Here is a 22,625-nt window from a genome sequence, read left to right as displayed (position 1 = left end):
GCTTTTTTTATCTGCTTTTCAGTGTGATATATAAAACTAAGGTAACTTGCACGCATAAAAAAGCCACTCTATACGAGTGGCTTTTTTAACGATTCATGACTTAACCAAATGAAGCCCAAATCACAGTGGTAACTAAGATGGGACAAACAAACTTCACATAAGTTGGCCATACTTTACCAAACCAACCTAACTGAAAGTCAGGACACCCTTGCTCCAACTCTTTCATTTTGGCACTTCTATTCCATACCCATCCACCAAACAAACAGAACATAAGCGCCGCCATTGGTTGTAGGTACTGAGTAGCAACCGTCGCGACTAATCCAAATAAAGCCCCGAAGTTGTAAACAATTACAATACTCAGCAATGCAATGACACCGCCAATCACCCAACTCGTTGGTGTTCGCTTGGTACCAAATCGCTCACTAACTAGCGCCACAGGGCACTCCAGCATCGAGATAGAAGAAGTAAGCGCTGCAATAGTCAGAAGTAAAAAGAACACCACAGAAAAAACTTGTCCTAGCAAACCTAAGCTATCAAACATCAAAGGTAACACAGTAAATACCAAGGTATCAGAGCTTAGCAATGAACCGTCTTCTGCATAAATTTGTACACCTTTTTGCATAGCAACAAACATGGCAGGCATCACCACAAGTCCAGCAATAAAGGCAACAGCGGTATCGACTAATGTTACGTTCATTGCCATTTTAGGTAAGTTCTCTTTCTTACTTAAGTAAGAGCCATAAATCAGCATTGAACAGCCACCAATGGTCAACGAAAAAAAACCTTGTCCCATTGCAGCCAAAATCAGTTTTCTATCCCACACTTTTTCAAAATCAGGAATCAGATAGTGCTTCAATCCTTCAACGGCACCAGACTGCGTCATGATATAAACAAAGAGTAAAGCAAATAAGATAAACAACGCAGGCATCAAGCGAGTTGACCATTTCTCAATGCCTTGCTTTACGCCACCTTGAACAATCATGATAGTTAAAATGTAGAAGGTTACAGTACCAAAGACATTACGCTCGGCACTGAAGCCTTTGAACCAAGCAGATGCCGCCTCTAGTCCCGCGAGCTCTGCTAGTGCTCCTAAAAGAAAACAAATTAGCCAGCCACCAACAATGCTATAAAACGCGAGTACTGCACTCGGCACGCTCAAGCCTACCCAACCCACTAAACCACCGACTTTTTTACCCAACGGATTGGAGGTCAGTGATCGCATGCTGTCTACCGGGTTGGCCTGACCAGAGCGACCAATGGCCATTTCAACCACCAGCATAGGAAAAGCAACGATCAAGATCATCACCAAATAAACGAGCAAAAACGCTCCGCCACCATTACTTGCAGCTTGGGTGGGAAAACCCCAAATATTCCCTAAACCGACAGCAGCACCTGCTGCGGCAAGAATAAAACCAAGGCGTGAGCCGAAGTGCTCACGAGAGGAAGATGTCTGTTGTGTCATACTACTCACACGAATGTATCAATAAACTAGCAAGCTAGTACACTATTACCAAAAACACGTAGACACAACTCAAAACAGTCGATTATCAACGTAAAAGATAAATATTTTAGTTATTCAGTTTGTAAATTATTCAATACACAGCACTTCTGAGCACTAAAACATCAATAGATATCATTTCGTGAAGTGAGCCGAAGAACCTTTGCAAGCCAAACCCCATGCAAAATAAGGTCGTGATGTTGAGTCGACTTTTTTAATTTATTCAATAATTTAAGGCGCAAAAAACTGCGTATGTTCTAGTTATTTATAGGTTTATGACAACGTACACTAAGGAGAGGTAAATGGGCTTAAACCTATTAAGAGGTGCGATCATCGCTGCACTTGGCATCAGCTACCAAGCGCAGGCTTATGATTGTTCATCTCTGGCAACTTGGAACAGCGACACAATATACAATTCAGGCGATCAAACCCAGCAAACCAACATCGCATATAAAGCGCGACACTGGACGCAAGGTAACGATCCCAAAACGAATTCAGGTCCGTGGGAAGCATGGGAATCATTGGGGCAATGTGATACCGGAGGTGGAAACATTCCTCCAGAGGTTGCTCTTTCGTCCCCTCTTGCCAACGCATCGATACCTGAAGGAACCATTACTTCGCTGCAAGCTACCGCAACAGACAGTGACGGCAATATAGATAGCGTCGAATTTTTTGCTGACAACCAAAGTGTCGCCCTCATTACCCAAGCTCCTTACACCGCTGACTGGACGGCAGTACTAGGCACCTCATCGATTTCTGCCATCGCCACAGACAATCAAGGCGCCACCACGAGTTCACTAGTCAATATTACAATCACTCCAGCAAGTGGGTTAATTCCCCCAAGTGTATCGCTAACAAGCCCAACAGGTAATGAACAGCCTCTCGCAGGTGAAGTCATGTCTCTCACTGCAGATGCCTCGGATAGTGACGGCAGTATTAGTCAGGTCGACTTCTTTGTTAATAATCAACTAATCGCTAGCGATACTAGTGAACCTTTTCAACATAATTGGATAGCCGAAGCTGGTACACATACTTTCAAAGCCAAAGCGACCGACAACGATGGGCAATCAACCAATAGCCAAGAAGTCAGTGTAGTGGTTTCATCAGGTTCAAGCGGTGGATGCGCTGGGGCTTCTGATTACGTAGCAGGAACGAGTTACTCTCAAGGGCAAGAAGTACAAAACCTTAATCAAAAATACCGTTGCGATGTGGCGGGATGGTGTTCATCGAGTTCGGATTGGGCTTACGCGCCGGGTGAAGGGCTTTATTGGACAGACGCCTGGACTGGATTAGGAGCGTGCAGCACACCTCCTGTGGTTTCCATCACCGCGCCTCACGACAATCAAGTAGTATTAGCAGGCTCTACTGTCACCATAGAGTCTGAGGCTAACGATGCAGATGGGAACATCACTCAAGTTGAATTCTTCGCTAATGACGTGAGCTTAGGCGCCGTCAGCCAACCTCCTTACCATTATGACTGGTCTGCAACACTCGTTGGCTCAAATAGTATCAAGGTCGTGGCGACAGATAATGACAACAACCTTGGCTCATCATCAGTCAATATAACAGTTAGCGACCAAGACCTAGTCGTATCGCTGACATCTCCATCATCAGGCCAAACTGTTGGGCTTGGTAAATCCGTTACGCTAGCTGCAGATGCGACATCGTTAACTTCAACCGTCAAACAGGTCAACTTCTTACTCAACGGCTCCGTGATCGGGACAGATACTACTGCTCCATATTCTTATAGTTGGGTACCAAGCGCTATCGGAAGTTATACCGTTTCGGCTCAAGCAGAAGATACGCTTGGCACTCAAGTCATTTCAGATGCTGCTGCACTTAATGTCGTCGAGCAAACTGAAAAAACACATAAGCTGATAGGTTATTGGCATAATTTCGTTAATGGTGCTGGTTGCCCTATCCGATTAGCGGAGATGTCAAAGGCATGGGATATTATTGATATTGCATTTGCCGAAAACGACAGAAATAGCGACGGTACTGTCCATTTCAACTTATACGCTGGTGATATGCATAGTACCTGCCCTGCACTCGACCCAACACAGTTCAAACAAGACATGGCCGCACTACAAGCCGAAGGTAAGAAGTTTGTCTTATCGTTAGGTGGAGCGGAAGGCACCATCACTTTAAATACAGATCAAGACGAAGCCGCGTTCATCAGTAGCTTAACCAACATTATTCACGAGTGGGGGTTCGACGGGTTAGATGTTGATCTAGAAAGTGGCTCTAACCTAATGCATGGCACGCAGATCCAAGCACGCTTGGGCCGAGCTTTGCTTCAAATCGAGCAAAATATGGGAGGTGACATGTACCTAACCATGGCTCCTGAGCACCCTTACGTTCAAGGTGGATACATCGCATATACTGGGATCTGGGGCGCTTACATTCCAGTGATCGATGAAGTACGTAGTACATTGGATCTGCTTCATGTTCAGCTGTACAACAATGGTGGGTTGCCAAACCCGTACATGACAGGTGCAGCTCCTGAGGGCAGTGTCGATATGATGGTCGCTCAATCAAAAATGCTGATTGAAGGCTTTGAGCTAGCTGACGGTACTATGTTCGCTCCACTACGTGATGATCAAGTGGCGATCGGCCTGCCCTCTGGGCCAAGTTCCGCGAACTCAGGCCAAGCGCACACTCAAAACATTCTCAACGCTTTGGATTGCCTGACCAAAGGCACAAGCTGTGGCAGCATTACACCTGCATTCAATTACCCAAATTATGCGGGCGTGATGACTTGGTCAATCAATTGGGATGAGCATGACGGCTTTAACTTCTCAGGGCCAGTCGGAGATAAATTGACGCAAATGAACAACGCTCAATAGTTCCTCACAACAATAAAAAAGAGCGCCTTAGTTGGCGCTCTTTTTCTTTATTTGCAATTAGATTGTAAAGGTTTGATAGTCTTTCAACTCTGGGATTTTCTTATGAAGCTGTTGTTCTTGTTCAGCCATTTCATCCAAAGAGTCACAGAATTCTTCAGTTTGTTGCTCTACTTTTTTCGAATGTTCTTGCAAGCGCTGCGCGAGTTGATCTTTTATCTCGGTCATACTGTTCGCCATTTCAGTCAGATTCAAACCACCTTCCTGGTTCATTTTTTCCGACATGGCATTGAATGCACTAGTGATGAATTCTTCATTAAAGATTTCCATCGCTTTATCAAAATCTTCTGACCAAGAGTTAGCCATGGAATCGAAACTTTCAGCTGGCAATATTAGATCGCCATCTTTGTAATAACGGGCTTCTAAATCCGCGTAAAACTCTCGCATCGATTGCTTCACGTTATCAAAAGCATCCGGGGAGTCTAAGCTTTTAGCGATATCATCGATCACATCATTGGCAAGCGCTAAACCTTCATTAGCCATTTGTTTCGCTTTAGGTAGGTAAGCATTCATGTTTTCACGATATTGCTCGATCGCGGCCTGCTGATCACTGTCTAGTTCAATCTTCTCACCATGAATATAAAGATTGTTCGCGTTATCCATAATTGCCGTACCACCGCTTGCTTGGTGGATTTCCACTTGGCTTTCATCCAGGTGGATTTCATTCTTTATATCTACTCGGCATTGAGCTGCCATCAACGGCTGGCTCAATAGAACAGATGTAATCAATACAATTTTTTTCATAACATTCTCTCGCTTTACCACTCTTTAACTATATTGAATATCTATCAATCCGATGTCAGCAAACTGTCACTATTTCATAACAGAAACACTTACCCGCAACGCTCAACTCGACTTCATCACCCACTTCTCTCCCCATTAATGCTTGCCCTAAAGGTGCATTTGGGGTCAAAACAGACACTTCTTTACCTAACCACTCTACTGACAATCCCCCAGCACAAGGGCCAATGAAAAAGCATTTTTCTTGGTCATTCTCATCCACAACCACGAGAAAGCTAGTTAGCATTACAGGTTGGTCTTCACCGCCCCTTAAAATCAGCTCTCGGTATTGGCGAATATCTTCTTCACATTCTTGGACTCGCATCGCTTGCCCATGAGCTAGGTACGAAGCCTCTAAAGCCAGCGTGTCGTATTTATGCTCAGGTACAGTTTCTTCATCTGTCGCGGCATCAATCGCTCGTTGCGTGGCTTCTTGTGCAATGAATTGACGTTGTTCGAGTTGCTTTAAGATTATTTGTTGAAGCTCAGACTTATTCATACATTCATGGTGCTTTTCTTTAGGAGCTACAGAATAGAATTAGGTACAATTGGGCGCAAGCATTAAGGGGAAATATAAATGATAGAGCAAACTCTCAAGCAAGTATTTGGTTTCGATTCACTACGTCATGGGCAAAAACAGGTCATAGATAAAGTAGTGAGTGGTCACTCCGCTGCCGCAATTTTCCCTACGGGTTCTGGTAAATCATTATGCTACCAACTTCCTGCTCTTGCGCTACCTCACTTAACCTTGGTTATCTCTCCGCTACTTGCTTTAATGAAAGACCAGCTAAGCTTTTTGCATAGTAAAGGTATTAACGCAGCCTCCATCGACTCAAGCCAAGATCGCATGCAAACTCAGCAAGTCATGCAGTCGGTTAGAAATGGCGAGACCAAGATTCTAATGATTTCCGTCGAGCGTTTGAAGAATGAACGCTTTCGTCAGTTTATCTTCCAAGTACCGATTTCATTGCTTGTGGTAGACGAAGCTCATTGTATTTCAGAATGGGGACATAACTTCCGTCCCGATTATCTAAAGCTTCCTCACTACCAGCAGCAATTAAATATCCCACAAGTACTGCTACTTACCGCCACTGCGACAAGTTCGGTGATCGAAGATATGAAGAGCAAATTTGCGATCGCTGAAAACGACGTGGTTGTCACAGGCTTTTACCGTAACAATCTAAATTTACTGATTCAGCCTTGTGAAGAAGAACAAAAAATCGAACAGTTAGGCACGGTAGTGAACCAACAACCGACGACTCCAACGATTGTCTACGTCACTCTGCAGCAAACCGCAGAGCAAGTTGCCCAACAACTAAGAAACGTTGGAGTCAATGCCGTTGCCTACCACGCAGGGTTAAAACCTGAAGTTCGTGACAATATCCAACATCAATTCATGCGAGATGACGTTCATTGCATTGTCGCTACTATTGCATTTGGTATGGGAGTAGATAAGTCCAATATTCGTCGCGTCATTCATTTTGACTTGCCTAAGTCGATAGAAAACTACTCACAAGAAATCGGTCGAGCAGGTCGAGACGGCTCCACATCAGAATGTATATTGCTTGCCAATAAGAACGGCTTAAATGTATTAGAGAATTTCGTTTATGGTGACACGCCAGATGATATCGCCATTCAAGCCGTTTTAGAGCAAATTTATCAGCACGGACAACAATGGGAGGTGATGCTTAATCAACTCTCACGTGAAACCAACATTCGCCAATTACCATTGAAAACACTGCTCGTATACCTTGAGCTAGAAGGCGTAATTGAGCCCAAATACAGCTACTTTGCCGATTATCGCTTTAAGTTTATCCGCTCTAAACAAGAGATATTGAATCAATTTCAAGGTGAAAGAAGGTGCTTCGTCGAGGCAATTTTCCAATGCTCCCCTCAAGCGCGTGTTTGGTGTCAGCTAGACTTTGAAGCGTTATGGACACACTTTCAAGCCGACCGTCAGCGCGTCATAACGGCTATCGACTATTTCCACGAGCAAGGATGGATTGAGCTAGAAAGCAAACAAATTACTGACGTGTATGCGGTGCACAACACCTCTGAAGACATCAGCGTTTTGTCTGCAAGGTTATCAGAGCTATTTAAAACCAAAGAGAACAACGAGATTAATCGCATTAAGCAGATGCTCGATTTCTTTGAGTCCTGCGCATGCTTAAGCGCGAAACTTGCTTCTTACTTCGCTGATGATAATACCCCTGATCAGTGCCATCACTGCTCCGTATGCCATGGAAACGTTGCAGCACTGCCTAGCCAGGCCGTAAGCGACATCGATAAGGAACAAGTAAACCTGTGGATGAAAGAGTTTATTAGTGCTAGTTCTCAGCTTATCACTGACGCGGCGCTCGCCCGCTTCTTGTGCGGCATCGCGACACCTCTATCCACCAAGTTAAAGGCGAGCAAAATGGCTGGCTATGGCAAGCTTGAACAACAAGCATTTAGTGAAGTATTGGCGATTGTTAATGAACTAGAACGTTAGTCAAACTCTGAGATTTTGAATGCTACGAGCAAACGAATCAGTGATGCTCGTGGCACACTAACTGGCATCAAAGATACTGAGTTGGCGCATTTGCTCCGGAGGTTGGAGCATCACATTTAACCCTAACAGTCGTATTTCACGGCCATTTTGCCGTTTTAGTATCTCGACTAACAACTCCCTGAAGTAATCTAGGTCAAGTGAGACTTGAATATGCTCAATGGTGGTTTGTTGAAAATCAGCAAACTTCAATTTTATGCCTTGCTTGATGATCGCTTTCGTCGGGCTTGCTCTTTCAAGCCTACGCTCTAACTCTGGAAAGAGTCGACTCTCGATCACCTGCCAACACTCTTCAAACGTTGAAATATTTTCACTGAATGTACGCTCAACCCCAACTGACTTGCGTTCACGCTCGACGATCACCTCTCTATCGTCAACGCCATGGCTACGCTTCCACAGTGAGGCCCCTAAGCGCCCAAACTTAAGGAGCAAATCACGATAGTCAGCCTGCTTAATATCTTGGCATACATAAAACCCGGCTTGCTGAAGCTTTTCCAAGCTCACTTTGCCGACGCCCGGGATCTTTTCTAGCGGCAGCTGATCAATCACACTTTGTACATCCTGAGGTGGAATCACATATTGGCCGTTGGGTTTGTTCAAATCCGACGCAACTTTGGCTAAAAATTTAATTGGCGCCACGCCAGCTGACGCTGTCAGGTTGAGTTCATTAAAGATGTCTCTCCGGATCGCCTCGGCTATCAGCGTCGCAGAACCATGGCACTGCGTTGAGTGAGTAACGTCTAAGTAGGCTTCATCTAACGAAAGAGGCTCGATTAATGACGTGTAACGTGAAAAGATTTCTCGAATATGCTTCGAAGTTTCTTTATACACGTCCATTCGGCCAGGTACGACTAACAGATGGGGGCAGAGTTGCAATGCTTTGCCAGTAGGCATCGCTGAACGAATGCCAAATTTTCGAGCTTCATAATTACAAGTGCTCAATACTCCTCGCTGTTTTTCATGCCCTCCTACAGCAAGTGGTCGATTCCGATAAGCAGGGTTATCACGCATTTCTACAGCCGCGTAAAAACAATCCATATCAACATGAATGATTTTTCTGATTTCCCCCTGTTTCAAAACGCTCTGTTCCACAACTAAATCCCACACTGTATTTATGAACAGTATACTTTGTAATGTAAGAAAAGAAAATTTTATCGAATTGGCGTTAATTCCGTCTTAGTTATAGATAATTTCTAAAGAGTTATTATTATTAAAGTAAATAACGTTGCAGAGGGTTGCACTTGAGTAAAAGGATTTTAGTTGTTGAAGATAGTCGCGCCTTTAGAAATTATCTTAACCAACAACTCACTAGCAGCGGCTACGATGTAGTTTTAGCTGAATGCCTCAGTGAAGCCAAAGAGATACTTGAAAGTCAAAACGACTTTTTATGCGCTGTTTTAGATTACTGTCTTCCCGATGGGCAAGATGGAGAAATAATTGATCTTGTCTTAGAGCATGAACATAAAATTATCGTACTAACCGCAATGTTTAGTGATGCAGTGCGTGAACAAGTATTGGCGAAAGGCGTTATCGACTACATATTGAAAGACAGTATGGCCTCTGTCAGTTACCTACTCCCTCTCATCCGACGCCTAACCAACAACCAACAACATAAAGCTTTGATTGTTGATGATTCAGCCGTCGTTCGTAATTACATCGTTCAACTTCTAGAACACCAATATATTGAAACGGTGCAAGCTGAAGATGGGCTAGTCGCGTTGGAAATGCTCAAGCAAGATCCAGCGATTACCTTCATCATCACAGATCATGACATGCCAAACAAAGATGGTATTTCTATGATCCGTGACATTCGGGTTCACCATGATCGCAACCAACTTGCGATCTTAGGGCTATCCGGCAGCGATGATAGAACCATGACAGCTCGTTTTCTAAAAGCCGGCGCAAACGACTTTTTGTACAAGCCTTTTAACCAAGAAGAATTTTTCTGCCGTGTCCACCAGCTATTAGAAATGAAAGAAGCTGCCACCAAGCTCTATCAAATGGCAAATGAAGATGCTTTAACTGGTTTATGGAATCGCAGATTTCTCTTTAACCAAAATTGTTCTCAGTGTGAACACCGCTCAATAGCGATGCTGGATATTGACTACTTCAAAAAGGTAAATGATACCTATGGGCATGATGGCGGTGACTGCGTTTTGGTTTCCATTAGCCAAACTTTAAAGGAGTTTTTTGCTGATGATATTGTGGTACGTTTTGGTGGTGAAGAATTCTGTATTCAATCTTGCCAGCCATATGAGGACTTTGTCACTCGCTTGGAAAAGATGCGTCAATACATAGAAGCATGTGAAATTGACCATCACGGCACAACCATCAAGATCACAATTAGTATTGGAGCAACCGACTTAGAAGCCTCGTTGAACGACCAAATTAAGCTAGCAGATGATAGGCTTTACATTGCGAAAGAAAATGGCCGTAACCAAACAGTTAGTCAAGCAATGGTCGTAGTGAGCCCTATTTCAACCAGCCAATAAGCTTTTAATTGGTAAAAGACGACAAAAAAGCCCCATGCTGAATATTCAACATGGGGCTTTTGTTTGCTGGGAGAAATTACGCGATGCGATCTTTTTCCCACGCTGCTAGTTGTTCTTCACGAGCCGCAAGCTTTTCTGCGCGGTACGCTTCACGAGCTTCACGCTTTTTACGTGCGTCACAAGGTTCAGGGCAGTTACATACTTTTTCAATGCCTACCGCGCCAAGGCCGCCACAGCTACCCTTGACTACTTTCTTCTGAACAATATAGCCGATTGACATTGCGGCAATCACAGCTACAAAAACACCAAATGTAATTAAAAATGTGCTCATCATTGACTCGCTTATATTATTTTTTAAGGTAAGGCTTGAATGCTTCTGAAGCCATTTCTTTAAAGCCTTCGTCAGTTTTCACCACCATGAATACCGGAATATTATGTTGGTTCGCGATTTCCATACCTGTTTTCTCACCAAGTACCATCAAGCCTGTTGATAGGCCATCAGCAGTCATTGATGACGGGTCCAATACTGTTACAGATACCACTTTATGGTTTAAAGGTTTACCTGTTTCAGGGTTAATTATGTGTGAGTAACGAACGCCATCACGCTCATAGTAGTTACGGTAATCACCAGAAGTGGCAATTGCCATGTCGCCCGGCTCAATGATCTCTTGAATCGTGCGCTCTTCAACACTTGGCTTTTCAATAGCAATGCGCCAAGCCACACCTTCACGGTTCAACCCTTTCAAACGGATTTCACCACCAATTTCTACCATGAAATTATGGATACCCAACGACTCAATGTAATCCGCTACCACATCAACACCCCAGCCTTTTGCAATCGTCGACAAGTCTACGTACAAGTTGGGAATATCTTTTGTCAATGTCGTCTTAGTCGCGCTTAAGTGTTGAATACCAACTTTCGCTCTGCGTTGAGCTAACTCTTCATCACTAGGAATCACTTCAGGCCTTGCTTCAGGACCAAAGCCCCAAAGATTAACTAATGGGCCAACCGTAACATCCAATGCACCTTGAGTAAGACCGTTCAAACGAATCGCTTCTTTCACTACTAAAGCGGTTTGTTCTGAAACCGTAAATGCGTCTGCACCTTCATATTGGTTGAATCGACTTAATTCAGAGTCTTTACGGTACGTCGACATTTGATCATTCACTTCTTCAAGTAAACGATCCACTTCAGTTTGAATCTCTTTTGATGAAGGAAATTCATCACTGTTAATGTATTTAATATTATAGGTAGTGCCCATTGTTGGGCCATTTAGATGTACTTGTTCTTTAGGTTGCTCACAACCCGCTAGAATAAGTATAGAAGCTAATGCAACAAGCCAATTTCTCACTTGCTTACTCCAATTATTGTTAATGATTTATATAAGGAAAAGTAAGAGCAACTATCGGTATCGTTAATACCTTACTCTTTCTTATATAAGCTTTATCAAAGCTAGTCTTAGAAAAACAAATGGCTGACTCTATAGAGCCAGCCATAATATCAATCACTTAAGTGGATTAACCACCAAAGTCATCTAGTAGGATGTTTTCATCTTCTACACCAAGATCTTTTAGCATGCCGATAACAGCAGCGTTCATCATCGGTGGACCACACATGTAGTACTCACAATCTTCAGGAGCTTCGTGATCCTTCAGGTAGTTTTCGTACAGGACGTTGTGGATGAAGCCTGTGTAACCATCCCAGTTATCCTCTGGCTGAGGATCAGATAGTGCACAGTGCCATACGAAGTTTTCGTTCTCTGCCGCTAGGCCATCGAAGTCTTCTACGTAGAACATCTCACGCTTAGAACGCGCACCGTACCAGTAAGACATCTTACGAGTAGAGTTTAGACGCTTAAGTTGGTCGAAGATGTGTGAACGCATTGGCGCCATACCAGCACCACCACCAACGAATACCATTTCGTTCTCAGTATCTTTCGCGAAGAACTCACCAAATGGACCAGAGATAGTACATTTGTCGCCTTCTTTAAGAGACCAGATGAACGATGACATTTGACCAGGTGCAACATCAGGGTTATTAGGCGGCGGCGTAGCGATACGCACGTTCAGCATAATAATACCGTGTTCTTCTGGGTAGTTAGCCATTGAGTATGCACGGATGATATCTTCATTAACCTTAGACTCGTAACGGAACAAGTTAAACTTATCCCAGTCTTCACGGTACTCATCAGGTACATCGAAGTCAGCGTATTTGATGTGGTGAGCAGGAGCTTCAATTTGGATGTAACCACCAGCACGGAAAGGTACTGATTCGCCATCTGGAATTTGTAGCTTAAGCTCTTTGATGAATGTTGCTTTGTTATCGTTAGAGATAACTTCACATTCCCACTTTTTAACACCGAAGATTTCTTCTGGAAGTTCGATATCCATGTCAGTTTTCATAGCAACTTGACATGCTAGACGTTCACCTTCACGAGCTTCACCTTTTGAAATATGGTCAAGTTCAGTTGGAAGAATGTCACCACCACCAGATTTAATTTTAACGCGACACTGACCACAAGAGCCACCGCCACCACAAGCAGAAGATACGAATACGCCAGCGCCCGCTAGAGCACCTAGTAACTTACCGCCTGGTTGCGTTGTGATCGCTAGATTTGGATCATCGTTTACAGCGATAGTGATGTCACCTGTAGGTACAAGCTTAGATTTAGCGAATAAAATCACTAAAACAAGTGCTAGTACAATGATGGTAAACATCGCTACACCAAGAATAATGCTTTGCATTTGTTATTCCTTATTTCTGGGTGCTTACCCTACAGTTGAACACCAGAGAAAGACATAAAGCCTAACGCCATCAAACCTACAGAGATGAACGTGATACCTAGACCACGTAGACCTGGAGGTACATCAGAGTACTTCATCTTCTCACGGATACCCGCAAGTGCAACGATAGCTAGCATCCAACCCACACCAGAACCGAAACCGTAAACAACAGATTCAGCAAAGTTGTAGTCACGCTGTACCATGAAAGATACACCACCGAAGATTGCACAGTTAACTGTGATCAACGGAAGGAAGATACCTAGCGCGTTGTACAAAGGTGGGAAGAAACGGTCTAAAACCATCTCTAGGATTTGTACAAGTGCCGCGATAACACCGATGAATGCAATGAAGTTCAAGAAGCTAAGGTCAATGCCTTCAAACAACGCATTTTCTTTTAGGATATGAGTGTAAACAAGGTTGTTTACTGGTACAGCAATTGTAAGTACAACAACTACCGCAACACCAAGACCAAAAGAAGTTTTAACTTTCTTAGATACCGCTAGGAATGTACACATACCTAGGAAGAAAGAAAGCGCCATGTTTTCGATGAAAATCGATTTAACTAGCAGACTAATATAATGTTCCATGACTACCTTACCCCTTCGCTTCTATTTGCTCTGGTTTGAACACACGAATTGCCCAAATCAAGAAACCAATTAGGAAGAATGCCGAAGGTGCTAGAAGCATCAAGCCGTTTGGCTGATACCAACCACCGTTAGAAACCAGTGGAAGAACTTCAGCACCAAACAGTTTACCTGAGCCTAGAAGCTCACGGAAAAATGCAACTGTCATTAATACGAAACCGTAACCAAGACCGTTACCAATACCATCGATGAATGATGGAAGTGGAGCAGACTTCATTGCGTACGCTTCAGCACGACCCATTACAATACAGTTTGTAATGATCAAGCTAACGAATACAGATAGCTGTTTAGAGATATCGTATAGGTAAGCTTTTAGTACTTGGTCAACAACGATTACCAAAGAAGCGATAATAGCCATCTGGATGATGATACGCACGCTGTTTGGCATGTGGTTACGAATTAGAGAAACGAACAAGTTAGACAGTGCAGTAACAAACATTACCGCGATAGTCATTACAAATGCAGTTTCTAGCTTTGTGGTTACCGCAAGAGCAGAACACACACCAAGAACTTGTAGCGCGATTGGGTTGTTATCCAATACTGGCGCTAAGATGCTCTTTTTAATATCTTTTGCACTAGACATTAGTTCAGACCTCCGTCACGAACTTTTGCTAGGAACGGACCAAAGCCCATCTCACCTAACCAGAAGTCAAATGTGTTTTGTACGCCAACGCTGGTCAGTGTTGCACCAGAAAGGCCATCAACACCGTGCTCAGAACCTTCAGGAGCACCACCTTTAACAACTTGAATTGCTGGTTGGTGGTTTTCGTCGAATAGTTTCTTACCAACGAATTGTGCACGCCAAGTTGGGTTCTCAACTTCACCACCAAGTCCAGGAGTTTCACCTTGCTCGTAGTAAGTGATACCTGAAACTGTGTTGCCATCAGTTTCAACCGCAACGAATGCGTACATCATAGACCAAAGACCGTTACCATGAACTGGTAGGATAACGCGAGTTGTTTCTGCGCCATCTTTCACTAGGTAAACAACACCAGTGTTAGCACGACGAAGGATTTTCGCTTTATCTTCTTCAGCTGAAAGCTTGATAGACTCTGCTGGATCTTTCGCTGCTTTACGTTGGTCGTAAGCCGCTGCATCACCTTCGATGAACTCACCAGTAGTGAAATCAACCAAACGAGGCTCGATGTTCGCGTTAAACGCTTCTGGAATGTTTCCAACTACGTCTACGCCAGCAACTTCAAGGATCTTGGTTTGCTTATCTAGAACAGCGTTAGCTTGTTGCTTAGGTTTAAGAACAACTGCAGCTGTTGATACGACGATTGAGCACACTAGGCTCAATGCGATAACAACAAACAGCGTCTTTTTAATGCTATCGTTATTACTTGCCATAGCGCGCTAGTCTCCGCTTAATGTTCTTCTCGATTACAACGTGGTCAAACAGAGGTGCAAATAGGTTTGCGAATAGAATCGCAAGCATCATGCCTTCTGGGTATGCAGGGTTAACTACACGGATCATTACACACATTGCGCCGATTAGGATGCCGTACCACCACTTACCACCGTTGGTAAATGAAGCTGATACTGGGTCTGTCGCCATGAAGAACATACCGAATGCGAAGCCACCTAGAACTAGGTGCCAATGCCAAGGCATGCTGAACATTGCGTTCGTTTCAGAACCAATTACATTGAACAGCGTCGACACTGCAATCATACCGATCATTACACCAGCGATTATGCGCCAAGAGGCAACACGGATGTAAACGATAAATGCAGCACCAATCATAAGTGCAAGAGTCGATACTTCACCAATTGAACCTGGGATATTACCGATGAACGCGTCCATCCAAGTAATTGCTTCACCAGAAACAGTGTTCACTAGTGCGCTACCGCCGCCTTGAGCCCATTGGCTAAGTGCTGTTGCGCCAGAGAAACCGTCAGCTGCAGTCCATACTACGTCACCAGAAATCTGTGCAGGGTATGCAAAGAAAAGGAACGCACGGCCCGCTAGAGCAGGGTTCAAGAAGTTACGACCAGTACCACCGAAGATCTCTTTCGCTACTACAACACCGAAGGTAATACCTAACGCTGCTTGCCATAGAGGAAGTGTTGGCGGAACGATAAGTGCGAATAAGATAGAAGTTACAAAGAAACCTTCGTTAACTTCGTGCTTACGCACCATACAGAATAGTACTTCCCAGAAGCCACCAACGATGAATACCGTTGCGTAGATAGGTAAGAAGTAAGTCGCACCTAGAAGCATCTTACTGCCAACCCCTGCGTCCGCTCCCAAGGAAGCGCCCAGCATTTCGGTTAGCCAGTAGTGCCAGTTACCAGCAATTACAGATGCTAGTTCAGCACCTGAGTACATGTGGTTAAGTGCTGCAATAGCTTGGCCACCTGCGTTGTACATACCCCAGAACATTGCTGGGAATACCGCAAACCAAACCATAATCATGATACGTTTTAAATCAACGCTATCACGAACGTGCGAGCTTTTTTTCGTTACAAGACCTGGCGTGTAGAACACTGTCGCTGCTGCTTCGTAAAGCGCAAACCACTTCTCGTGCTTACCACCTGGCTCAAAATGATGCTCGATGTCTTCAAGAAACTTTTTAAGGCCCATGAAAATTACCCTTCCTTCTCAATCGTATCTAGGCATTCACGAAGTAGTTGACCGTACTCGTACTTACCTGGACATACAAAGGTACACAATGCTAAATCTTCTTCATCAAGCTCTAGAGCACCAAGACGTTGAGCACTGTCAACATCGCCTGCACATAGATCACGAAGTAGCAAAGTAGGTTCCATATCTAAAGGCAGTACGCGTTCGTAGTTGCCGATTGGAACCATTGAGCGATCACTACCATTCGTTGTCGTTGTCATGTTGAACAACTGACCTTTGAATAGGTGACCAAGGAATGAACGAGTAACAGAGAACTTGTTCTTACCAGGCATAGCCCAACCGAACAGATCCTTATCACGACCTTCACGTAGAACAGAAACTTGCTGATGGTAACGGCCTAAGAAAGCGTGAGGGCCAGAAGCCGCAACGCCAGATAGAACCGAACCAGAAATCACACGAACTTCACCAGGCATCAATTCACTGTCTGTCAGCTCATCAAGGCTAGCACCAAGTTGAGTACGGATCAGACGAGGATTGTTAACCACAGGACCTGCAAGAGAAACAACGCGGTCAGTGTAGATTTCACCAGTAAGGAATAACTTACCGAAAGCAATCACATCTTGATAGTTAATGCTCCACGCAACATTTTCAGCATTTACCGGAGAAAGGTAATGCATGTGCGTACCCGCAAGACCTGCTGGGTGTGGGCCATCAAATACATGTTCTTCAACGTTTGATTGAGATGAACGAGGTAAGCTAGTACCTTTCTTACAAACGTATACTTTGCCATCAGTCAGAGTTGATAGAATGTCTAAGCCAGCTACGAAAGCATCTGATTGCTCGTTAATGATCAATTCAGGCTCTGCTGCCAATGGATTAGTATCCATTGCAGTAACAAAGATAGCCTTTGTTGAAGACTCAATAGCTGGAACCTTGCTGAACGGACGAGTACGCAAAGCGGTCCAAACGCCAGACTCAACTAACTGAGCTTTAACCGTTTCACGGTCTAGGCTTGCTAGTTGGTTAGCTTCAAAGCTCTTGAAAGTGATTTGCTCGTTGCCAGCTACTTCAATCACTACTGATTGAAGAACACGCTTAGCACCACGGTTCACTTCAATAACTTTACCACTTGCTGGAGAAGTAAATATTACGCCTGGGTTCTTTTTGTCTGCAAAAAGAACTTGGCCTTTCTTCACTTCATCACCAACGCGAGCATGCATCGTAGGACGCATACCAACGTACTCTTCGCCAAGCAAGGCGACTTTAGTGATGGACTTACCATCATTAATCACCTGGGATGGAGTTCCTGCGATAGGAAGATCCAAACCCTTCTTTATTGTAATCATACGCACTTGCACTACTTTATCGGGAAAAAGATTCTTTTAATTGCGTAAATTCCGGGCGTTTTTTGATCACCCATAGACACGACATTACAGTGTCCGGTTTCGGCGTGTTTGAAACACCAAAATCGCAACATCCTATTAATAAATTCTTCACAAATATTAGGTGAGATTTATCAGGTGCGATAGTCTAGCATTTTTTGGGAACTTGATGCCATGACCAATAACTTGAATAGCGGTTTTATTTGGAAGGAATTGAAGGGTATAGCTTAGAGAATATTCATAACTTTGACATGCCGCACAGATAATGTCCTGTGTCTTCATTTTTTTGAATACAAATGAAATAGTTTGTCACAACTTAAAATCAACCACCATTTGTTGAAACACTGTTAATAATAACATTACTCATTATGGGTATTTATTGAAATACTCGAGTTTCATATGCTTATTTCAATAGATTTCACCGTACTAACCTACAAAAAACGGCAGCTTCGCTACCGTTTTAATTGAATTCACTATTTTTTACTACCGCCCATACACATCGGACTATCTGGTACAGAGCCATTTTCTACTTTCCACTCTTCTGGAGTGTATGTGTGCATCGACAAAGCATGAATACTATTGGCCAGTTCTTCTGCAAGAGTTTGGTTCACTTTTCGATGGCGACCGATAAGTCTTAAACCTTCAAATGCTTCGCTCACAATGATAACTTTAAAGTGACTCTCCGACCCTGTTGGAACGTTATGCATGTAGCTTTCATTTACCACTTCAAGATGTAATGGGCTCAACTCTTCATGCAGTTTTGTTTCAATGATTTCTTGGATCATATTTATTCCTTAATAACACTCAAATGCTGCCAATTTGGCCAGTATAAACGGTAAGGCTGTTACTGTCTGGCACTTTATTGGAACCACATTCATCTGAGAATGACTTTTCGCTATCTTGTTGTTAATGCATTTGCGACAATACGCTCGTTATTTCCTATATAAGTGTCCCAACAATGAAAACTGAACTTGCCCTTCATGGTCGAACTTTATCTTTACATCGCTTTCCGAAGCGCTCTAATGAAACGCTTCAAGCTTGGGATGCTGGTGATGAATACATCATCAATCACGTAGAAGAAATGAATTTAGAACCAGGTAAACATATTCTGATTCTTAACGACCATTTTGGCGCATTATCATGCTGGTTCTCAGAAAAACACGACATCACGATGATGAGCGACTCATTTATTTCGCATCGTGGTGCTCTAAAAAACCTGCAGCGCAATCAAAGTAACCGTGTCAATTTTCTAAATACCATGGATAGCATTCCACATGGGATTGATCTGGTATTAATGCAGCTACCAAAAACCAATCGACATCTAGTTTGGCAGCTAAGCCAATTGCGCCAATCACTACCTGAAGGTTGCCAGGTCATCGGTGTCAACAAAGTTAAAGAAATCCACACTTCTACACTGAATTTGTTCGAGAAGTACTTGGGAGAAACCAAGACTTCTCTGGCTAAGAAAAAGCATCGTTTAGTATTCTCAACCCCAAATTGCCAACCTATTCAAACTGTTGAACCTTGCGTTGAATGGGACGTAGATGGCGAAGATATCCGCCTGAAGAACCTGCCAAATGTTTATTCTGGTGAAGCGCTAGACCAAGGTGCTCGCTACATGCTGGAGCATATTCCTCAAGATCCTGAACTTCGCCATATTATCGATTTAGGTTGTGGTAACGGTGTATTAAGTGTGAAAGCCGGCCAGTTGAATCCTCAAGCGCGCATTACTTGTGTGGATGAAAGCTTTATGGCCGTGGAATCCGCTCGTCAAAATGTGATTGAGAACTTAGGCGAAGAACGTAACTTTCAGTTCATCGCGAATAACTGTTTAGATGGGTTTAAGAAGAACAGTACTTACTTGGTGCTGTGTAACCCTCCTTTCCATCAGCAACAAGCGATTACGGATCATATCGCTTGGCAAATGTTCTGTGATGCAAAGCATGTTCTTAGCAACGGAGGCAAATTAATAGTTATTGGTAATCGACACCTCGGATACGATGTAAAACTCGCGCGCTTATTTGGAGAGGCAAATGTAGAGACTCTCGAGCTGAATCAAAAGTTTGAGATTTTACAAGCCACAAGAGAACCTGCTAACTTTAACAAATAACTCTCTGAAACTTAGCTATAAAATTCAGCCACGAGACAAAATCAACTCGTGTGTATTTAACAAGGATATAAGAATGAAGAAACTGGTTTTAGCTGCTTCTATCGCTTTACTTACTGCTTGTTCAGCACCTCAACAAGCACAGCTTAATATCGTCCCGAAAGCGACAATGAGCTCAAACGACATTGTTAAAGACGCGACATTCACTTTAGCGAGTAAAGACGTACGTGCTGCGCAATATGTCGCTCTAGTCGACAGCGGTCGCTCTAACATTGAGCCTATTCATGCAAAGCAAAACATGCGTATCGCACTAGAGAATGTATTCGCTCAACAGCTTGAATCTCAAGGCTTCCGCGTTAGCGTGAACAGTGAAAACTCCGTCATTCTAGAAATTCAAGAAGCACTTGTTACTGTTAAGCACAGTATTATGGAAAACCAGATGGACGGTAAAGTAACGCTGGAAGTTACTGCCGAAACTCCTGAGGGCAAGTTAGTAAAAACTTTTAACGGCGTTGCACAACGTACCGGTACATTAAGCGCTTCAGACGAGGAAATCGAAAAAGTTCTCAATGATGTGATTAACTTAGTTCTTGCCGAAATTGCCAACGATAAAGAGCTACAAAACTACATGAAGGAACGTTTCTAATGCTTCGTTTTCTAACTCCATTATTACTTTTAGTTAGCTTTGTGTCTTGGTCAGCACCAAAAGTCGTGTTTGAAACAACACTTGGCTCATTTACGGTTGAACTAAACCAAGAGAAAGCGCCAATCTCTGTAGCCAACTTTCTCAAGTATGTTGAAGATGGCAGCTACGTTGGCAGCCAATTCCACCGAGTGATCCCTGGCTTCATGGCACAAGGTGGTGGTTTTGATAAAGACATGAACCGCTTAGCGACTTATGCTCCAATCAAAAACGAAGGCTCTAACGGCCTTAAAAACCAAACCGCTACTATTGCGATGGCAAGAACAAACAATCCAGACTCAGCGACCCGTCAGTTCTTCATCAATTTAACAGACAACGGCTTTTTGGATGCTTCTCAACGCCCACCGGGCTACGCCGTGTTTGGTAAAGTCACCAAAGGATTTGAAGTGATCCAAGATATGGCGACGAAACCAACTCGCAATGTTGGTCGCATGGCCGATGTTCCAGCTGAAGCGATCGTCATCACTAAGGCAACTCTTCAAAAGTAACCTTCTATTACGCCTCTACTCTCTAGAGGCGTTTTTCATTTAACAAGGACGTATTCTTATGTCATTTGGCACTCAGCCCCTTTCATGGATGCAAACTTTCCGTAGCTACTTAGATAAACGCTTATTATGGGTGTTTATGTTGGGTTGCTCTAGCGGCTTCCCATGGGTACTTATTGGCTCGAATATGTCTGGTTGGTTAAAAGATGCAGGCCTCACTCGCGCAGCAATTGGTTATTTTGGTAGCGTATTTGCTGTCTATGCGATTAACTTCTTGTGGGCGCCTTTAGTCGATCGAGTCAAATTACCCGTTTTACATGCCATTTTAGGGCAGCGCCGCAGCTGGATCTTTTTGTGCCAAGCATTCGTGCTCACCTGCACCCTATTCATTGCCGGAGTGAATCCTGCCAATGATTTAATGTTTACCTCTATGCTCGCACTTGGTGTCGCCATTGCTTCTGCAACGCAAGACATCGCAATCGATGCCTACCGAATTGACACTTTCCCAAAATCAGAGTCAAGTAAACTACCTCAAGCTTCAGCGATGGCAGTCATTGGTTGGTGGACAGGCTACTCCCTTCCGGGGTACTTAGCTTTTATTAACGCCGACTCAATTGGTTGGAACGGGGTTTACTATGGAATGGCTGCCATTGTCGGCATTTTGATGTTATTTACCGTTTTGGTGGGTGAACCTAAAACTCAACGTGAAGCGTTACAACAGCAAGCAGAAGCTCGACATAACCAAGTTGTTGGGTCTAAGGCCGCCGCTTGGTTTACCGTGACAGTAGTCGAACCTTTCTACGACTTCTTCAAACGTAATGGGGTACAAGTCGCTATTACGCTATTACTGTTCGTCTTTTTATTCAAAATCGGTGAAGCCTTTCTTGGTCGAATGTCGATTACTTTCTATAAAGAGGTGGGATTCAGTAATGAGCAAATCGGCCATTACTCAAAACTCATTGGTTGGGGCGCCACTATCTTCTTCACATTGCTTGGTAGTATTTTCAATGTGAAGTTCGGAATCGTAAGAGGGTTAATGATTGGCGGTATTGCCATGGCAGCAAGTAACTTAATGTTCGCTTGGATCGCTAAAGTTGGCCCAAATGAGCATCTATTCTTAGCGACTATCATTGTCGATAACTTTACGACTGCCTTTTCCACTGTCGCGTTTGTCTCCTTCTTAACCTTACTTACTGGGCAAGCATTCTCGGCAACACAATATGCCCTGCTCGCTTCACTAGGTAACTTTGGCCGGACAACACTCGCATCCTTTAGTGGTGAACTCGTGGACTTCTTAGATGATTGGTCAACTTTCTTTATCATCACGTCGCTAATGGTCATTCCAAGCTTAATTATGCTGTATTCACTTCGTCACTATTTTTCAGATTTACTCCAGAAAGCGAGTAAATCTGAACAAAAGGAAACGAGTGAGCTAGAAGCTAGAAGCTAGAAGCTAGAAGCTAGAAATTCTCTAAATAAAAGGCTGCATTGTTGCAGCCTTTTTTACATACAAAATATCTCTCCATCTCCACCATACCAATAACAAACAATAATATAAGATGCAGATCACATAAAAAGATCTAATATGCGTCCTATTTTAGGTAACAAACCTCATTAACTAAAAATGTTGATTAATCGATAACCATAAAACACTCAAAAACGCATAAAGCAAACGTTCAACATCACAAAAAACAAGCAACAAAATGAAACAAACA

The 22,625-nt window shown here is 43.5% G+C and carries 20 protein-coding genes; 7 read left to right on the top strand and 13 right to left on the bottom strand.

Features of this window, described 5'->3' with window-relative positions; all coding sequences use genetic code 11:
* Positions 1 to 100: 100 nt before the first annotated feature.
* On the bottom strand, positions 101 to 1,462 hold the full coding sequence (locus tag ELZ11_RS20315; RefSeq protein ID WP_137359210.1) for a sodium-dependent transporter: 1,362 nt from the start codon (positions 1,460 to 1,462) through the stop codon (positions 101 to 103).
* A gap of 338 nt (positions 1,463 to 1,800) precedes the next feature.
* On the opposite strand from ELZ11_RS20315, the gene ELZ11_RS20310 reads away from it, so the two are divergent.
* The gene (locus tag ELZ11_RS20310; protein WP_137359209.1) at positions 1,801 to 4,344 is read left to right on the top strand and encodes an Ig-like domain-containing protein; all 2,544 of its coding nucleotides are present in this window, start codon (positions 1,801 to 1,803) and stop codon (positions 4,342 to 4,344) included.
* Positions 4,345 to 4,401: 57 nt separating this feature from the next.
* Here ELZ11_RS20310 and ELZ11_RS20305 read toward each other — a convergent pair whose 3' ends face one another.
* On the bottom strand, positions 4,402 to 5,145 hold the full coding sequence (locus ELZ11_RS20305; protein ID WP_137359208.1) for a YggN family protein: 744 nt from the start codon (positions 5,143 to 5,145) through the stop codon (positions 4,402 to 4,404).
* A 55-nt stretch (positions 5,146 to 5,200) separates the two neighbouring features.
* Complete coding sequence (locus ELZ11_RS20300; RefSeq protein WP_137359207.1) at positions 5,201 to 5,680, bottom strand: GreA/GreB family elongation factor; 480 nt, start codon at positions 5,678 to 5,680, stop codon at positions 5,201 to 5,203.
* Positions 5,681 to 5,758: 78 nt separating this feature from the next.
* Here ELZ11_RS20300 and ELZ11_RS20295 point away from each other — a divergent pair, with 78 nt between their 5' ends.
* Positions 5,759 to 7,672, top strand: a complete 1,914-nt coding sequence (locus ELZ11_RS20295; RefSeq protein WP_137359206.1) for a RecQ family ATP-dependent DNA helicase — start codon at positions 5,759 to 5,761, stop codon at positions 7,670 to 7,672.
* A gap of 57 nt (positions 7,673 to 7,729) precedes the next feature.
* On the opposite strand, the gene dinB is transcribed toward ELZ11_RS20295, so the two are convergent.
* Positions 7,730 to 8,821: a DNA polymerase IV gene (dinB, locus tag ELZ11_RS20290; RefSeq protein WP_374939845.1), complete on the bottom strand. Its 1,092-nt coding sequence runs from the start codon at positions 8,819 to 8,821 to the stop codon at positions 7,730 to 7,732.
* A 149-nt stretch (positions 8,822 to 8,970) separates the two neighbouring features.
* On the opposite strand from dinB, the gene ELZ11_RS20285 reads away from it, so the two are divergent.
* Positions 8,971 to 10,221 (top strand): GGDEF domain-containing response regulator, encoded by a 1,251-nt coding sequence (locus ELZ11_RS20285; RefSeq protein WP_137359205.1) that lies wholly within the window; start codon positions 8,971 to 8,973, stop codon positions 10,219 to 10,221.
* Positions 10,222 to 10,297: 76 nt separating this feature from the next.
* Here the strand turns inward: ELZ11_RS20285 and nqrM are convergent, their stop codons facing one another.
* From nqrM to ELZ11_RS20240, 9 genes are all read right to left on the bottom strand, one after another.
* Positions 10,298 to 10,552, bottom strand: a complete 255-nt coding sequence (gene nqrM / locus ELZ11_RS20280; protein ID WP_137359204.1) for a (Na+)-NQR maturation NqrM — start codon at positions 10,550 to 10,552, stop codon at positions 10,298 to 10,300.
* A gap of 16 nt (positions 10,553 to 10,568) precedes the next feature.
* Complete coding sequence (locus tag ELZ11_RS20275; protein ID WP_137359203.1) at positions 10,569 to 11,573, bottom strand: FAD:protein FMN transferase; 1,005 nt, start codon at positions 11,571 to 11,573, stop codon at positions 10,569 to 10,571.
* 166 nt (positions 11,574 to 11,739) lie between these two features.
* Positions 11,740 to 12,966, bottom strand: a complete 1,227-nt coding sequence (nqrF, locus tag ELZ11_RS20270) for an NADH:ubiquinone reductase (Na(+)-transporting) subunit F (RefSeq protein ID WP_137359202.1) — start codon at positions 12,964 to 12,966, stop codon at positions 11,740 to 11,742.
* 29 nt (positions 12,967 to 12,995) lie between these two features.
* On the bottom strand, positions 12,996 to 13,592 hold the full coding sequence (nqrE, locus tag ELZ11_RS20265; RefSeq protein WP_137359201.1) for an NADH:ubiquinone reductase (Na(+)-transporting) subunit E: 597 nt from the start codon (positions 13,590 to 13,592) through the stop codon (positions 12,996 to 12,998).
* Positions 13,593 to 13,599: 7 nt separating this feature from the next.
* Positions 13,600 to 14,232 carry an NADH:ubiquinone reductase (Na(+)-transporting) subunit D gene (locus ELZ11_RS20260; protein ID WP_137359200.1) on the bottom strand — a complete coding sequence of 211 codons (633 nt, stop codon included), beginning with the start codon at positions 14,230 to 14,232 and terminating at the stop codon, positions 13,600 to 13,602.
* Positions 14,232 to 14,999 carry a Na(+)-translocating NADH-quinone reductase subunit C gene (locus ELZ11_RS20255; RefSeq protein ID WP_137359199.1) on the bottom strand — a complete coding sequence of 256 codons (768 nt, stop codon included), beginning with the start codon at positions 14,997 to 14,999 and terminating at the stop codon, positions 14,232 to 14,234. Before ELZ11_RS20255 ends, ELZ11_RS20260 begins: the two co-directional genes overlap by 1 nt.
* Positions 14,989 to 16,233 carry an NADH:ubiquinone reductase (Na(+)-transporting) subunit B gene (locus tag ELZ11_RS20250; RefSeq protein WP_137359198.1) on the bottom strand — a complete coding sequence of 415 codons (1,245 nt, stop codon included), beginning with the start codon at positions 16,231 to 16,233 and terminating at the stop codon, positions 14,989 to 14,991. The genes ELZ11_RS20255 and ELZ11_RS20250 overlap by 11 nt, the downstream gene beginning before the upstream one ends.
* A 5-nt stretch (positions 16,234 to 16,238) precedes the next feature.
* On the bottom strand, positions 16,239 to 17,579 hold the full coding sequence (locus ELZ11_RS20245; protein ID WP_137359197.1) for a Na(+)-translocating NADH-quinone reductase subunit A: 1,341 nt from the start codon (positions 17,577 to 17,579) through the stop codon (positions 16,239 to 16,241).
* 509 nt (positions 17,580 to 18,088) lie between these two features.
* A complete protein-coding gene (locus ELZ11_RS20240) occupies positions 18,089 to 18,400 on the bottom strand; it encodes a BolA family protein (RefSeq protein ID WP_137359196.1) in 312 nt (103 codons plus the stop codon).
* A 173-nt stretch (positions 18,401 to 18,573) separates the two neighbouring features.
* On the opposite strand from ELZ11_RS20240, the gene ELZ11_RS20235 reads away from it, so the two are divergent.
* From ELZ11_RS20235 to ELZ11_RS20220, 4 genes are all read left to right on the top strand, one after another.
* Positions 18,574 to 19,725 carry a methyltransferase gene (locus tag ELZ11_RS20235; protein WP_137359195.1) on the top strand — a complete coding sequence of 384 codons (1,152 nt, stop codon included), beginning with the start codon at positions 18,574 to 18,576 and terminating at the stop codon, positions 19,723 to 19,725.
* Between the two features lie 73 nt (positions 19,726 to 19,798).
* Positions 19,799 to 20,368, top strand: a complete 570-nt coding sequence (locus ELZ11_RS20230; RefSeq protein WP_137359194.1) for a YajG family lipoprotein — start codon at positions 19,799 to 19,801, stop codon at positions 20,366 to 20,368.
* Positions 20,368 to 20,913 (top strand): peptidylprolyl isomerase, encoded by a 546-nt coding sequence (locus tag ELZ11_RS20225; RefSeq protein WP_137359193.1) that lies wholly within the window; start codon positions 20,368 to 20,370, stop codon positions 20,911 to 20,913. The genes ELZ11_RS20230 and ELZ11_RS20225 overlap by 1 nt, the downstream gene beginning before the upstream one ends.
* A gap of 58 nt (positions 20,914 to 20,971) precedes the next feature.
* Entirely contained in the window at positions 20,972 to 22,360 is a 1,389-nt protein-coding gene (locus ELZ11_RS20220; RefSeq protein ID WP_137359192.1) for an AmpG family muropeptide MFS transporter, read from the top strand.
* Positions 22,361 to 22,625: the final 265 nt, after the last annotated feature.

Origin of the sequence: Vibrio profundi (assembly GCF_005281835.1) — a bacterium.
In the GTDB taxonomy this organism is placed as follows: Bacteria; Pseudomonadota; Gammaproteobacteria; order Enterobacterales; family Vibrionaceae; genus Vibrio; species Vibrio profundi.
Note: the sequence above shows the minus strand (reverse complement) of the source record. Positions and strands in the feature narration are given on the sequence as shown.

Coding starts and splice junctions, on each gene's coding strand:
- ELZ11_RS20315 (WP_137359210.1), bottom strand. CDS start 1,462: ATGACACAACAGACATCTTCCTCTCGTGAGCACTTCGGCTCACGCCTT.
- ELZ11_RS20310 (WP_137359209.1), top strand. CDS start 1,801: ATGGGCTTAAACCTATTAAGAGGTGCGATCATCGCTGCACTTGGCATC.
- ELZ11_RS20305 (WP_137359208.1), bottom strand. CDS start 5,145: ATGAAAAAAATTGTATTGATTACATCTGTTCTATTGAGCCAGCCGTTG.
- ELZ11_RS20300 (WP_137359207.1), bottom strand. CDS start 5,680: ATGAATAAGTCTGAGCTTCAACAAATAATCTTAAAGCAACTCGAACAA.
- ELZ11_RS20295 (WP_137359206.1), top strand. CDS start 5,759: ATGATAGAGCAAACTCTCAAGCAAGTATTTGGTTTCGATTCACTACGT.
- nqrM (WP_137359204.1), bottom strand. CDS start 10,552: ATGAGCACATTTTTAATTACATTTGGTGTTTTTGTAGCTGTGATTGCC.
- nqrF (WP_137359202.1), bottom strand. CDS start 12,966: ATGCAAAGCATTATTCTTGGTGTAGCGATGTTTACCATCATTGTACTA.
- nqrE (WP_137359201.1), bottom strand. CDS start 13,592: ATGGAACATTATATTAGTCTGCTAGTTAAATCGATTTTCATCGAAAAC.
- ELZ11_RS20260 (WP_137359200.1), bottom strand. CDS start 14,232: ATGTCTAGTGCAAAAGATATTAAAAAGAGCATCTTAGCGCCAGTATTG.
- ELZ11_RS20255 (WP_137359199.1), bottom strand. CDS start 14,999: ATGGCAAGTAATAACGATAGCATTAAAAAGACGCTGTTTGTTGTTATC.
- ELZ11_RS20250 (WP_137359198.1), bottom strand. CDS start 16,233: ATGGGCCTTAAAAAGTTTCTTGAAGACATCGAGCATCATTTTGAGCCA.
- ELZ11_RS20245 (WP_137359197.1), bottom strand. CDS start 17,579: ATGATTACAATAAAGAAGGGTTTGGATCTTCCTATCGCAGGAACTCCA.
- ELZ11_RS20240 (WP_137359196.1), bottom strand. CDS start 18,400: ATGATCCAAGAAATCATTGAAACAAAACTGCATGAAGAGTTGAGCCCA.
- ELZ11_RS20235 (WP_137359195.1), top strand. CDS start 18,574: ATGAAAACTGAACTTGCCCTTCATGGTCGAACTTTATCTTTACATCGC.
- ELZ11_RS20230 (WP_137359194.1), top strand. CDS start 19,799: ATGAAGAAACTGGTTTTAGCTGCTTCTATCGCTTTACTTACTGCTTGT.
- ELZ11_RS20225 (WP_137359193.1), top strand. CDS start 20,368: ATGCTTCGTTTTCTAACTCCATTATTACTTTTAGTTAGCTTTGTGTCT.
- ELZ11_RS20220 (WP_137359192.1), top strand. CDS start 20,972: ATGTCATTTGGCACTCAGCCCCTTTCATGGATGCAAACTTTCCGTAGC.